This is a genomic window from Erysipelothrix anatis (assembly GCF_009828745.1).
Classification (GTDB): domain Bacteria; phylum Bacillota_I; class Bacilli_A; order Erysipelotrichales; family Erysipelotrichaceae; genus Erysipelothrix; species Erysipelothrix anatis.
Window position 1 is genome coordinate 36,271 of the sequence record NZ_WTSX01000007.1, and the last position, 13,706, is coordinate 49,976.

Annotated in this window: 11 protein-coding genes; 1 reads left to right on the forward strand and 10 read right to left on the reverse strand. The window is 36.3% G+C overall.

What is annotated here, in order from left to right; translation table 11 throughout:
* Positions 1-12: 12 nt before the first annotated feature.
* The 6 genes from GVV19_RS06380 to GVV19_RS06405 all read right to left on the reverse strand — a co-directional run bounded on the left by GVV19_RS06380 (position 13) and on the right by GVV19_RS06405 (position 8,620).
* Positions 13-3,273, reverse strand: coding sequence for a glycoside hydrolase domain-containing protein (locus GVV19_RS06380; RefSeq protein ID WP_159646480.1), 3,261 nt, complete (start codon positions 3,271-3,273; stop codon positions 13-15).
* Positions 3,274-3,445: 172 nt separating this feature from the next.
* The gene (gene abc-f, locus GVV19_RS06385; RefSeq protein WP_159646482.1) at positions 3,446-4,984 is read right to left on the reverse strand and encodes a ribosomal protection-like ABC-F family protein; all 1,539 of its coding nucleotides are present in this window, start codon (positions 4,982-4,984) and stop codon (positions 3,446-3,448) included.
* Between the two features lie 268 nt (positions 4,985-5,252).
* The gene (locus GVV19_RS06390) at positions 5,253-5,687 is read right to left on the reverse strand and encodes a VOC family protein (RefSeq protein WP_159646484.1); all 435 of its coding nucleotides are present in this window, start codon (positions 5,685-5,687) and stop codon (positions 5,253-5,255) included.
* 263 nt (positions 5,688-5,950) lie between these two features.
* Positions 5,951-6,508: an accessory gene regulator B family protein gene (locus GVV19_RS06395; protein ID WP_159641695.1), complete on the reverse strand. Its 558-nt coding sequence runs from the start codon at positions 6,506-6,508 to the stop codon at positions 5,951-5,953.
* 100 nt (positions 6,509-6,608) lie between these two features.
* Positions 6,609-7,901: a GHKL domain-containing protein gene (locus tag GVV19_RS06400; protein ID WP_159646486.1), complete on the reverse strand. Its 1,293-nt coding sequence runs from the start codon at positions 7,899-7,901 to the stop codon at positions 6,609-6,611.
* Positions 7,898-8,620 carry a LytR/AlgR family response regulator transcription factor gene (locus tag GVV19_RS06405; RefSeq protein ID WP_159633113.1) on the reverse strand — a complete coding sequence of 241 codons (723 nt, stop codon included), beginning with the start codon at positions 8,618-8,620 and terminating at the stop codon, positions 7,898-7,900. The genes GVV19_RS06400 and GVV19_RS06405 overlap by 4 nt, the downstream gene beginning before the upstream one ends.
* Positions 8,621-8,828: 208 nt before the next feature.
* On the opposite strand from GVV19_RS06405, the gene uvsE reads away from it, so the two are divergent.
* Positions 8,829-10,103 (forward strand): UV DNA damage repair endonuclease UvsE, encoded by a 1,275-nt coding sequence (uvsE, locus tag GVV19_RS06410; protein WP_159646488.1) that lies wholly within the window; start codon positions 8,829-8,831, stop codon positions 10,101-10,103.
* 53 nt (positions 10,104-10,156) lie between these two features.
* Here uvsE and GVV19_RS06415 read toward each other — a convergent pair whose 3' ends face one another.
* The 4 genes from GVV19_RS06415 to GVV19_RS06430 all read right to left on the reverse strand — a co-directional run bounded on the left by GVV19_RS06415 (position 10,157) and on the right by GVV19_RS06430 (position 13,513).
* Positions 10,157-10,828: an ABC transporter ATP-binding protein gene (locus tag GVV19_RS06415; RefSeq protein ID WP_159646490.1), complete on the reverse strand. Its 672-nt coding sequence runs from the start codon at positions 10,826-10,828 to the stop codon at positions 10,157-10,159.
* A gap of 20 nt (positions 10,829-10,848) precedes the next feature.
* On the reverse strand, positions 10,849-12,534 hold the full coding sequence (locus GVV19_RS06420) for a hypothetical protein (RefSeq protein ID WP_159646492.1): 1,686 nt from the start codon (positions 12,532-12,534) through the stop codon (positions 10,849-10,851).
* Positions 12,535-12,576: 42 nt separating this feature from the next.
* On the reverse strand, positions 12,577-12,888 hold the full coding sequence (locus tag GVV19_RS06425) for a hypothetical protein (protein ID WP_159633125.1): 312 nt from the start codon (positions 12,886-12,888) through the stop codon (positions 12,577-12,579).
* Positions 12,889-13,123: 235 nt separating this feature from the next.
* Positions 13,124-13,513 carry a RidA family protein gene (locus GVV19_RS06430; RefSeq protein ID WP_159646494.1) on the reverse strand — a complete coding sequence of 130 codons (390 nt, stop codon included), beginning with the start codon at positions 13,511-13,513 and terminating at the stop codon, positions 13,124-13,126.
* Positions 13,514-13,706 lie beyond the last annotated feature (193 nt).

The following is a 13,706-nucleotide window of genomic DNA, read 5'->3' on the forward strand; positions in this document are numbered from 1 at the left end:
ATTCTTTGAACGTTATGATTTTCTTCGGCGTTTTGAAATCATGACGATTCCAATTCCTCCAAGGAGTATGATGCTACCATACATCATAAACGTATTACTAATTCCTGTTTTTGGTAGTTCTGTTCCCTCACCTGGGTTCGTAGGTTTAACTGGGGTTACAGGATCCACCGGATCGACTGGGTCAACTGGATCCGTTGGATTAATAACTGTTACAGTGAATTCTTTTGTTGTCAGCACCTGGATGTCTTGCGAGAGGATAGACGCTGTAACAGCGACATCTCCCGTCACATTATCCAACAACAGGTTTTTGACATCAAGTGTCACAGGCATCGTATGAGTACCGGTAACTTCACTTGTTACTACACCTTCAATTGCAAGTGTTGTCGCAAGATATGACTCAAGACTACCGCCCGTAATGAGTTCCTGAAGTTTCGCTTTTGAAAGTGATATTTTACTATCATTCATTTTAATAGCATATGTGCGTGTGCTGTCATAGAGCGTTACTGGAATTGTCTTAGTTGTATTTGATGCCCCATATTCAACAGTTGCAACAACTTCAACACTTCCTTCTTGAACAGCATTCTTGACACTATCTAAATTCATAACGACACGTTCTGTAATATCTTCATTAACTGTGACTGTACCATTTGGTAATGTTTCGCGATATTCAGCCTTCACAAAATCACTTGGAACAACTTGCTCGCGATCTTTCAAGTCAACAGAATGTTTAAGATCAGTAATGATGATTTCACGAACTGTATTTTCTTGTTCAATATATTTTCGAGATATGTCATTGATACCTGCGCGCATACGTTGAACTTCAGTATCAATAAAATCTTTATCAGCTTGACTTGAAGCGACTGCCGCACCATAACCGTTTCCTTTTCCATAACGACGACCAATAGATTGAATTAATGTATCAATTTCTTCGGACAACGTTGGATCAAGACTCTTTAAGTAACGTGCTTTCGTAACATCACGTGTTCCTTCTTTAAGTTTTTCATAGCGTGGTGTTGTATATGGTACAGTTAAATCTTGACCTTTTTCTCTTGGATATACAAAGAATGGATCACCACTTTCCCAATACCAATGGCTAATGTCTTCTAATGGATTCGCAACCCATGCATCAAATGCCCATCTCATAAATCCATCCACACCATGAGATTCTGCATACCACATTGTCCATGCACTCTCACCAGGATTGCTGAATGCAAAACTACTTGGATAGTCACCAACGCATGTATAGATCGTTGTTGTTAGCCCTAAACTACGGCGGTGTTCTGAGAGTTCTCGAAGTTCGTTACTATCGTGATTCGTATGGCCAAGATTAATTGAAATATCATCAATCTTATCAAGAATATCTGCTGAGACAGAGTTATAGTTCATCGCTCCATGAATTTTTAGTGTTTTACCATCTTTATTTGGATGATTTTGGATAATATCGATGACTGGTTGTATTGTCGACAATGGGCGTTCGTCCATTGCAATATATGTTTTTTCAAACCACCCTTTAGAATCTAAATGTTCGACATAACTGACCAAAAATTCATCCCAAAGCTTATTCCAAAGTTCGGAACCTGGTGCAGGTTTTACTTGAACTTCTTTGCCTTGTGCCTCATCAAAATAGAATATTCTATTTTCCCAAGGAATCATTGAAAAACTCTTAATATGTCTATCGATACCAAGACTCATTGCCAATTCGACATACTTATCGAAGTGCTCATAATCAAATGTCATGGTTCCGTCTACAGATTTTGTCCATTTTATCATGGATGGGTATTTATCTGTTGTCTGTTGGTTCCATGGATCCTCAACAATCGTAACAGTGATGGTATCGCCACCACTTTCTTTGTATGATTTCAACTGATTGGTGAGTACTTCCATATGATATGGACCAAATAAATCGTCTGCTTCAATACCATAGTATCGTGCTGATGTATATGGGTATTGCCAGATATCCATTCCAAAATCATACGCTTCAGTGCTATTCAAGTCTGGGACAACTAAATCCAGAACTTCAAATGAATAAGCTAATTCAATGGTTTCTGTCATTGAATCATCATTTAGTTGAATGGTTCCCGTATAGGTACCTGGTTTTGTGGATTCTGGAATTTCAATTGAAACCCAAAGCGGTTGAACACGTTCTGCTGCTACATTCATTGGTAATGTTGTATGAATAACATCAGGTACCATTTCTTTTGGTCCTGTTGGTACACTTCCCCAATTAAAACCACGTCCAATATATGCATTGGTTTCTTTAAGTCCTTTTATTGAAATATTTTCGTTTGAAAATGTATCTGTTCCATTTGAAAAGTCAGAAACTGTTACATCAAGACCTTCAATTGCACTGTTTCGTGTAGTTACAACGATTGATGATGATAGTACATCATTACGCCACGCTGTATCGTGATATGACTTATTCGTTCCATTTTTTATTGCGTTATAATCACTTTGTAAGTAATGACGGTTACTGTCTCCTACAAAAGCATTGAATGTACGTGTATCATGAATAATTTGGTAGGTAACTGATTGGGTCAAGTCTGTGTTAGGAATCGTTGCTGTAATTGTTACTGTTCCCGGTGCGACTCCTGTCACTTTACCTTGTGCATCGACAGTTGCAATTTCAGGATTTGAACTTTCCCACTCGATTGTTTTATTAGTAGCATAGAATGGCTTTACGGTAGCATCTACAATCTCAGTTTGACCTTTATCAAGAACTTCGTTGCTTTGAATTAAATCAAGTGATTCTGGATTGATGGCTTTATGATAAACTCTAAAAAAGTCAATCTCACCACTGTTGGCACTTGCTTGCGGATTTTTATCCCCTGTTACTGTAAGTTTTAATGTATGAGGACCTTCATCTAAGTCTTTGATGGTTCCGAGTACTTGTTGGTCCATTTTGGTTGGCGCATAAGCGTCAAAGCGGACAGAATCTAGATCATCAACTTGTACTTCATAGATTCCATGATTTGGTGCTTTTGTTGCGACAACATCAATTTTATTCCCAATAAAATTAACTTCTAAATAAGGTTTATCACCGGGTTTCAGATTAACCCAATGCTCATCACCATTACTAAAGCGGTCAGGGTAACCGGTACTTTGTGACCAGCCTCTTGAATATTTGACTTGGAATTGTCCCTCACCAACTGATGAGTCTTCTATTTTAGTTTCAAAATCTGTAACGACTTCTGCATGCAGATCATTCGTTACGAACGGAAAAATTGCTAAGCATAGTAAAACTACTAAAAACTTTTGAATTCTTTTTTTCAACATATGTCCTCCCTATTAACACTTTATTGAATAAATAGTAATCAGTTTTTCCTCCTACAGTTCTTAGTATAGCGAGTCACAAAATTTATGTAAGTGCTTTCTTCGTTTGTGTAAACAAAGTGTTAATTTGTACAACGTTATTTAAATCACAAGAAAAAGAGAGCATGACTCTCTTCTAAATTTCGATATTTTTGACATTAAGTCGTCGTAAAAAATAACGATCATGACTTACGACAATGAGTGTTCCTTGGTATTGCATGAGCACATCTTCAAGGATTTCACAGCTTTGAATATCGAGGTGATTAGTCGGCTCATCAAGCACAATCAAGTTATGTTTACGATGCATAATCTCCATCAGTTTAATACGTACTTTTTCACCACCGCTAAGGTAACGAATTGGTTTATACACGTCACTTTGGTAAAACCCGAATTGCGCAAGCATACGTCGGGCATCAAACTCGCTCAAGCTTAACGAGCGTTGCGTAAAGCTTAAAATCCTTTCATTATCATCTTCAAAGACATGTTGTTGGGGCAGATAACCAATTGATACACTTTCGCCAATTTTCAGGGTTCCGCCCAACGCCGGAATTTCACCCATTATCGTTTTTATAAGTGTGCTCTTTCCAGTACCGTTTGCACCTAGAAGTGCAACTCGCTCTTGCCAAAGAATCTTGAGATTCTTCGGATTACCCAAAGGCTGTGTATACCCGACCTCAAGTTCTTGAGCAACAAGAACCTGTTTACCACTTCGGTTTTTCAGATCAAAACTTAAATTCAATTTTCGTTCAAGTTCTTCTGGCTTTGGTAATTTCTCCATTTTTTCAAGACGTTTTTCAATTGCCTTCGCACGTTTAAAGAAGTCTTCATTATCACTTTCGTGACCCCATTGGCGATATCGTCGTATCGCTAATTTGAGTTTTTGAATTATTTTTTGCTGGGCCTCATAATCGAGGACGAGACGTGCAAAACGCTCCTTCTTTTGAATTTGGAAACTATCATAATTACCTTGGTAGGTCACGATACTCCCATCTTCTATATCATGAATTACAGCAACTACTTGATTCAGAAACTCGCGATCATGGGACACAATGATTAATGTTTTACGTAGAGATTTACAATAATTCTCAAGCCATTGGATTCCATCATAATCAAGATGATTCGTTGGTTCATCCAAACACAGTACATCTACATTTGAGACTAACAATTTGACGAGCTCTATTCTCGTTTTTTGTCCTCCACTAAGCTCATTATAGTCCTGTTCCAAAACATTACTGATTGCAAGACCTGTAGCGATGCGTTGAATATCATTACCCACTTGATAGCCACCTTGTGCTTCAAATTGATGGGTTACTCTTTCATACTTTTCAAGATCCAAATCGAGATCATCACTAGTTGCAAATCCCTGTTCAAGGATTTGCATTCTTCGTTCTAACTCCAGAAGTTCACCAAATTGATCCATAACATACGCATGGGCAGTACCTTCAAACCTTGGAAATTGTTGATTCATGTATCCCACTTTGATATCTTTCGGTACGATACGTTGACCTTCTTGATAGTTTTCAAGACCTGCTATTATTTTGAGGAGTGTAGATTTACCACTTCCATTTTCACCGACAATCGCGATATGATCTCCTAATTTTACTTCGAGGTCACATGCCTCAAGAATTGCTTCATCAGCATAGATTTTTGTTATATTATTTAAGTTTATTTTCATATTTATCCTTCTTTCTTAAAGAAGGGTAAGAAAAAAGCCTAGCGTAAACTAGGCCATGATAATGACTGTTCTTACACTTCTTTCAATTAAATTGGACGCACTCGTCCCTTTGTTATTGAAAGAGTTGTAAAAGTAACTGTACGACTAAAAGCATCAAAGTACTTGATGGTATCATTATTGTTATTAATATTTTTAATCATACAGATGGACACAGTCATCACCTCCTTATTTTTTTATAGTTTAGCACGAAATCTGTTTAATGTAAATATCACTCAAAAACCTCTGCTAGAATATCATCTCGCATCGCATCGGCAACGTGCTCGTGTTGCTCGTGAAGCATCCAAAGATACCCAAACGGGTCTTTGAACAACGAATTGCTTACACCATAATCCAACATCGGAGTTACGGCTTGCAATTCCACACACCCATTCCTAAGCGCATTATGATGGGTTTGCATGATATTTGGCACTGTTACATTAAACCAAATTGTCGCTTGAATTTCTCCAGATGGTGCTATTAGACCATACTCAGCATTTTCATCAAGCATATGAAATTTCATACCATAGATTGTGAAGATTGCTTCATTACTGCCTTGAGGGAAATTAGTTACTTCGAGGATATCCACCTCGAAAATCTTTCGATATGTTTCCAGTGCGTTCAAGCTATCTGATACAACAAAATTTATTTCGATATCTCGTGTCATTGTTTGCCTCCTTTTACAAAATTATAACATGGTATTTTTTTGTTTCATCCTTGAAAACGCAAAAGGATGGCAATCACACCATCCTTTTGAATTAATATTATAGAGTTTCTACTTTTTTGGTCTGTAGAACGCCCAGATAGAAAGAGTTGTGGATCGCTCTGCGAGACCCAACAACGCATTAATGAAGAACTTCATTGCTCTCCTCCTTTGGTTTTAAAACAGCGCCAAATGAACGTGATGTTAATACCGCGGATAACGAAACATTATGCGTTTTCGTTTATCATTTCAACATTGAAATAGGATGTAGAAGCAATCACTAGGGTAACGACACTCGAGAAAACAGTTAGTTGAGATGGCGCGAGAATACTAGTTAATAAGAGTACACAGTTTAACACATAGAAGAAATAATCAAATTTATCACTGTGTTTCTCTGGGTCGTCATTTCCCAATACATTGGTATAGTATACAATTAAACAATTTAAGAGCACCAAATATATTCCCCAATACATTTGGACTTCTGCTGCAATCACATACGATAATACCAGAGCAAGTAAGTACGTACCGAATGTCATCATGAAGCAGGACATAAATGTTTTTGCATGATAGCGATCACGAAGACTACGTGAAACAATGAATATCGAGAAGAAAATCATTGTCTCGGTAAATCTATGGATGGCAATCCCAAATACTAAAATTGAGAGAAGTGTAATAGCATTAGAGATTACGACCTCTAATCCATACCGCAAATCTTCAATTTGACTTGCTTCTATATAGCCTAATTTACAAAACGATTTGCTAATCATTCGTGAAATGTATTCCATGGCATACCCCCACCGAATCTATAATACGTCCAAACGAACTTTGTTTAAAGATTTTTGGTTTATATCGTCGTTTTCGTTGCTTAAGTTGTCAATTTAGCTATTATTTATTTGAAAGTGGAATGAGAGTTTTAAATTGAAACATATCCCCTTCGCTCGTAAACATTGCTTTTCCATCTAAGGATCTTACAGCATCCAAGATATTATCGACTCCAAGCCCAACTCGTTTTCCAGATTTGTTAATTGGTTTCCCATCAACCATTGTGACTGGATGTGATAGCTTATTCGCAATATAGATTTTTATATACTGATGATTTTCGCTAATTACAATTTGGATTTCTTTTGGATCTTGTGCACACAGCAGTGTTTCATTTATTGCATTATCAGTCGCATTCCCTAGAATGATTGTTAGTTTATCATGCGGAATCGCAAAGCGACCATCGTCATGACGTACCTTAAAGCGAATGTTCGGGTAAGACGATATTTTCGAATTTAAAACTGCATTAATCGTGAGATTGTTGGTATTAACATAGGACTTAAGTTCAGGCAAAGCGTGTAGCGTCTTAATATATCGAATGGATTCGTCATTCATGTCATTTTCTATAAAACTTTGAAGTGTAATCAGATGATTTTTTAAGTCATGCTTGAGCTTTGCTGTTTCTATTTTGTCTTGAACACTTTGAATATAGGCCTCGTTTTTTTGATTGGCTTCAAATAACGCTGATTCCATAAGCATGCGTTCATTTTTTTCTTTAAAGTATCGTGTAATCAACGCGAGAATAAGTGCAAAGCTTACGACATAAGTGAGTGTCATTAAAATAATGATATTTTCAATATGGGTTAGTGCATTGATAAATAAATAATCATAGAGGAGTACAAGAACGATAAACGAGACACCTAGATACTGTGCAATACCAATTAGATTTTCGCGGCGTGTCTGCGTTGGTAAAAGCGTCGTACTCAAAATAATACCGATAATTAACATCACGAGCTTGATCATCAGTGCTACGACAACCCAAACACTAAATTGTTGTAGGAGTTCGGCATAGGATATGTTAAAAATCCATGATGCAAGGGATGTTACTAACAAAGTTACAATTCCACTTAGCACATAATAACCAAAGACTGCAAAAATTCTTTTGGTATTACTCCCCTCATATAACACAAATGCGTAACTGAGCATCAGCAGTAGTGAAAAAATTGTACCTTCATTCGAGTAAAGGGTATTCGTTGCGAAGTATAATAAACCTGCTGATAGAATTGCTACAATTGCTTTAAACGGTGTTGGAATGTCTTTTTTAGTTGCGAGTTTACTGCAGTAGAAGTCAAGTAATATAATATCCACAAAACATAACATCACTTCAATACCAGTGCGTAGGATTATGTCGAGTGTCATAGGGTATCTCCCAACATGAGATATTCTGTATAAACGCGAATGATATCTTTATATCGCCCTCGTGATATGCTAATTTCTTTATCAAATGAGCGCATTTCTAGGCTCTTAGATGATACCGAATCAACATGAAGTAAATTGATTATAGTACCACTATTTGGTCGTACAAAAAAACGTGAATCCAAACGTTTGTATATATCTGTTAAAGATGCATTGATCACTTTAATTTTGTGTGATTCCGTATAGACATAAGGGTGACGATCGATGTATTCGATAATTATAATGTCATCCACATCTACTTGAATTTCTTTATTGTTGGTTTTGAGTGATATTTTCTTACTTTTTGACTTAACGAATACGTCTCGTATTTCTTCAATAGCTTGGATCAACTCTTGAGCGACATCTTCTTTCATGATGTATTTATGAACATTTAGACCGAACGCATCTTTCATATAATGAACATACGATGTTAGAAAAATTATTTTTGTTGCGTGTTCGGTTTGTTGGATTTGCTTAGCCAGTGATACGCCATCCAAACCAGGCATCTCAATATCTAGAATTGCTAAATTATAAATGATTAATGGTGAACGATTAATATAGGCTTCTGATGACTCATATGTGTCAATTGTAGCAATATTAAGAGTGTCGGATGATTCTGAAATTAACCGAAATACCTGATCTCTAAATTGTAGGTTATCATCAACAATCGCAATTTTAAACATTGAGCGCTCCTTTATCCATTTTAGTTAAGTTTCTATATTGTGAATATTATTTCACAGTTTGTTTTATTGTATCACATTTTATCTAAATTGAGTATTCACACCGGATGCTGATTGCATATAAACTGTGCTAGATTATTGAGGCTTTTCGTCATTGCATGGAGTGAATCTTTACGATATTATTGAATTAATTAAGATACGAGGTCTACTAATGATAAACACACCCAAAATTGGATATGCGAGTTTAAATATCGATACGCATGCGCGGTTCCGAACCTGTCGTAAAGACGACCTCACAGAGTCACTATTGCGTGATTTAATTCGCGATAATTTGGATACTTTAAATGCAATAATCGATTATAACATTAAACAAAAAAATTATTTCTTCAGAATTTCTTCTTCACTTATTCCTTTTGGTTCATCACCCCTAAATACCCTTGATTGGGCCCTTGAGTTTTCAGATTATTTCGCCAATCTTCGTACAAAGATACAAACGCATCAAATCCGAATTTCCTGTCACCCTGGGCAATATACAGTACTCAACGCTCAAAATGAGGCGGTAGTTGCCGCTTCCATCGAAGATTTGTGGTATCATACACAGCTTATGGAACTTTTATCGGGAAACCCTAATCATAAAATAGTTCTTCATGTTGGTGGTGTTTATGGCGATAAACAAGCTGCAATGAATCGTTTCATTGATGTTTACAATCACCGTTTGCCAGAAGCTATTAAAAAGTTTTTGGTGATTGAAAATGATGATCGTCTCTATACGGTAGCTGACATACTCTATCTCTCGAAAATGACGGGGGTACCACTAATTTATGATAACCTTCATCATCTCATCAACCCTTCTTTAGACTCGCTCGCTCCTCATGAAATTGTTGCTCAAGTCATCGATACATGGAAAGTCAATGATGGAATACCGAAAGTCCACTACAGTCAACAAGCCTACAACAAGCGACCGGGGGCCCATACTGATACCATCAACTTAGATCAATTCATTGACGACTATGAGCTTTTATATTCACAATTTGACCTTGATATTATGTTGGAAGTCAAAGATAAGAATCGTTCATTTATGAAAGTAAATCAATACTTTAACCCATCTCAATTAGTACTGGAACAAGAGTGGGCTCGTTATAAATATTTAATCATGTCTTATTCAACGCATGCATACAACGAACTCCGCCTACTGTTTAGAGAAAATAAAATCGTTAATCCTGTAGCATTTTATCGTGTTGTTGATCAAACACTTTCAGGTCCTACTACAATTGGAACTCAAATCAATGCTTTGGAACATGTGTGGGGATATTTTAAACATCATGCATCCTCTGCAGAACAAAAGCGTTTCTTCTCCTACTTGGATGGATTAAGAGCGGAAACGGTTACGATTCAATCTATCACAAAATTCCTGTATAAACTTGCCGTGAAGTATCAAAGTTCATACTTACGCGAATCTTACTTCTTAGTCTCATCGACTACCTAATGAAAAACTCAACAGAGCCAAATCTATCTTAAGGTCCGGCTCTGTTGAGTTTTTTATTGGTTTACCACTATATCCTCGATGACTTTACCATCTTTAAGCTTAATGCGATGATTACATTGTGATGCAATTCCTTCATCATGGGTCACAATAACAAGTGTTAATCCATTTTGATTTAACGATTTGAATATTTTCATTAGATTGGCACCATTCTCACTATCCAAGGCACCTGTAGGCTCATCAGCCAATATAACATCAGGATCATTGATGAGAGCTCGCGCAATCGCAACACGCTGACGCTCACCGCCTGAGAGGTGAAAAGGATATTTGTTTGCTTTCTCGTCCATTCCGAGTTGTTTTAGAATAACAAGTGCTTTCGCTGCATCTTTCTTCCGTTTCATCGGTAACAGCACATTTTTTAGTACAGTCATCGTTGAAATAAGCCCAAAATTTTGAACAATGTATCCTATGTTTTTGTTTCGATATGACGCCATTTGTTTATCTTTAAATTCAGAGATATTTTCTTGTTTAAATAGAATACTTCCCTGTGTCAATGGGATAAGTCCGGCAAGTAGATTCAAAAGGGTACTCTTCCCTGACCCGGATTTTCCCACAATTGCGACCATTTCGCCTTTATTTATTGTTAAGTTAATGCCATCTAATGCTATTCCTCTAGCAGCGTTTTTACCATACACTTTTTCCAAGCGTCTAACTTCATAAATTTTCATAAACTTCCTTTTCTATCTTGCTATCGTTTTCCGGCAATGATTTTAGTGATCTCTAGATTCGCAATTCTCCCCCACGCAAGGTACCAAATTCCAACAATTATCGTTAGTGCAATAATGCTATTTGTGAGTATCCCTATTTTCGTTGCAGCACCCATACCTGTCGTGATGAGTTGTGCAAGAAATAAACCCATGATGAGTTGTACTAGCTTATTCACGATTAGATGAATCGTGATCTGTTTTTTCGAGTAACCAACGGTTTGCATAACCGCGTACTTGTATTTATTGATTTCCAAATCAAGAAAGATAGATATAAAGTAACAAAGTAGCGCATAAAACAATGTGTATAGACCCGTATATACCCAAACCATTGCAAAGGATAGCTTCGATTTTAAAGCCTCAACAAGTTCTACCTGTCCATCGATCGTTTTATATGAAATTGGCGAATAATTCAACGTTTGTTGCACCTGCTTAATTTGAAAGTCGGATAAATCATTGATGATTACATTTTTCAATATATGATGATTTATTTCAAAATTCATTGTTTGGATGTGTTTTGGATGAAACGGAATCACAATATCGTTATCGATAGATTCTGGTAGAAAGTACTGAGGCGATGTAATTGTTTGATGTTGTTTCATAATCCCAACTACAACAAACTGCATCGTATCCTTCTCAAATGTCTGATTTAAGGAAATACTATTTCTCAAATTATATCCAACCAATACTGGAATTCTTCCATCTTTAAACTCATAGTCTTTTTCCATCAAACCCCTTCCAGCTACTACTTCTAAGTCATTGAACTCACCAACCAGTTTGCTCATCGATCGATATTTTTCTATGGACACTCTCAAGTTAAATTTTTCTTGATCAACTTGCTCAAAAAGTAGAACTAGTTGCTTCTCATGTTGATTGAGTAAATGTTCTATTCGCGTTTTATACTGATTTAACTGCGTGTCATTAAGTTTCCCAATATGACCTTCGAAGCTTTCATTAAATGCATCGTTTTCTATTGGTTCAAAATAAGTTAATGATTTACTTTTACTAAACGTCTGCTGCATTTGAAAATCAGTATATGCATTTAGCATATTTATAACGAGAAACATACTAAATGTCAGAGGAACAGCAATTTGAATTATACTCATGACACCTTCGAGAACTTTAATACATCGATTCCTGTATTTGTTAATACCTACCGCCTCTTCAATGTATTCTTTTCTAATCCGAAAAAGTACTTTGATGTAAGTTAATATATGAATAATCAAAAAACTCAAAATTAATGCAACAAGAATGTCTCTTTTGAGACTTCCGTAATGAAATCCAATTACCAGAGCACTTATTAAGTATGCACTTAACGTAATCCATCTAAGAGCAACGATATGATATTTAACCTGTTCCAGAGTCGAATATCCAATAAGTCGAAGTACCTTTGTAATATCAGCATAATAGTAGATCCAGTATTTAATGACGAGATTCAAAGCTATCACACCTGTAATAACCAACGCAATGACATTTATCAAGATAAACCCTTGTTCCATGATGTAACTTTGCATCGTACATACCTGTGGTGGTGTACTTTTCGATTGATGATAGCAGTGAACTCCAAAACTTGACATAATAACTTCGATAATGCAAATGAAGAGTATCGAGGTTATAAACTGATTTGCCCACATGAGTATCTTTAGTTTAATTGACTTATTAAAATTCATTAATTTATCTCCTAGAAGGCCATGAATTAACATGGCCTAAAATTACCTTTTGGATTCTGAACCAGTTGTGCAGGATTGCCCTGGTCTTGCTACGAGCCATGTTTGAACTGTATCTCCAACTTTAGGAAACCACTTGGTATTTGCATGCCTTTTTTGACCAACTTTAACCCATGCTCTCATCCATTTTAGACCTGAATTACGTGCGGTGGTTTTCGAATTGCATCCATATCCAAAAAAATCTGGTGTTCTCCATTCATGATGCGAGACATCTTGATAATGTCGATATGCTTTTACCTGATTAATGCTTCCCGCTAAAAACAAAAAAACTAATATTGCAACAAAGTATTTTTTCATAGTATCACCTCACTCAATAACTCTATCTTCGATATCAGCTATAATCATTTTTTATTTCAAGTATGTCTAAAGCAAGTTTAATCCTACGATTGTATTGTTATTTTAGCATCACATTTTTCGATAATCTCAGCTTTGGAGCGAACGGCATATTCTTTTGTATAAAAGGTTATTTGAATAACCGTCCGCACAAAAAAAGGTTACCCACGGGTAACCCAATTAAACTAAGCCTTTAAAACTATTTAGCTGCCCAAATATCTATTTCGATACTAATTTCCGGCAAACCAAGAGCGCTGATATATGCGATTGTCATGGAAGGATAATCATAACTAAAGAAGTCGTCCCATGTAGCATAGAAATGGTCCCAATCTATTTCCTTAACGGACCATATATTTACTTTTGTGATGTCTTCAGGTGTAATGCTTTCATGATTGAGTAAATCGCGAATATTATAGAACATCTGTTCTATTTCTTTTTTAAAATCAGTTGGTAGTGTTCCATCTTCTTGGACACCTATTTGTCCTGAGAATACAATGGTATCCAGACCTGCGGGAATACGCGTAATATGTGCATACTTGCCGACTGGTTGATTTACATTATGTGGTGTTTTTCTTATTATTTTTTTCATTATTTGTCCTCTATTCTAATCCTGCTGAGTGCAATTTCGGCTTAGTTTGGACGCACTTATCCCATCTTAGTGGGATTTTTCGAAGAAAACAGCAGTCATATTGCTGATTCCAAATGATAAAGATAATTTATTGATACGTTTCATCAGCAACTCCTTCTGCATTTTCTGTATCATACCATTCTCGATTTTTTTT

Coding starts and splice junctions, on each gene's coding strand:
- GVV19_RS06420 (WP_159646492.1), bottom strand. CDS start 12,534: ATGAATTTTAATAAGTCAATTAAACTAAAGATACTCATGTGGGCAAAT.
- GVV19_RS06430 (WP_159646494.1), bottom strand. CDS start 13,513: ATGAAAAAAATAATAAGAAAAACACCACATAATGTAAATCAACCAGTC.
- GVV19_RS06380 (WP_159646480.1), bottom strand. CDS start 3,273: ATGTTGAAAAAAAGAATTCAAAAGTTTTTAGTAGTTTTACTATGCTTA.
- GVV19_RS06415 (WP_159646490.1), bottom strand. CDS start 10,828: ATGAAAATTTATGAAGTTAGACGCTTGGAAAAAGTGTATGGTAAAAAC.
- GVV19_RS06390 (WP_159646484.1), bottom strand. CDS start 5,687: ATGACACGAGATATCGAAATAAATTTTGTTGTATCAGATAGCTTGAAC.
- GVV19_RS06425 (WP_159633125.1), bottom strand. CDS start 12,888: ATGAAAAAATACTTTGTTGCAATATTAGTTTTTTTGTTTTTAGCGGGA.
- abc-f (WP_159646482.1), bottom strand. CDS start 4,984: ATGAAAATAAACTTAAATAATATAACAAAAATCTATGCTGATGAAGCA.
- GVV19_RS06395 (WP_159641695.1), bottom strand. CDS start 6,508: ATGGAATACATTTCACGAATGATTAGCAAATCGTTTTGTAAATTAGGC.
- uvsE (WP_159646488.1), top strand. CDS start 8,829: ATGATAAACACACCCAAAATTGGATATGCGAGTTTAAATATCGATACG.
- GVV19_RS06400 (WP_159646486.1), bottom strand. CDS start 7,901: ATGACACTCGACATAATCCTACGCACTGGTATTGAAGTGATGTTATGT.
- GVV19_RS06405 (WP_159633113.1), bottom strand. CDS start 8,620: ATGTTTAAAATTGCGATTGTTGATGATAACCTACAATTTAGAGATCAG.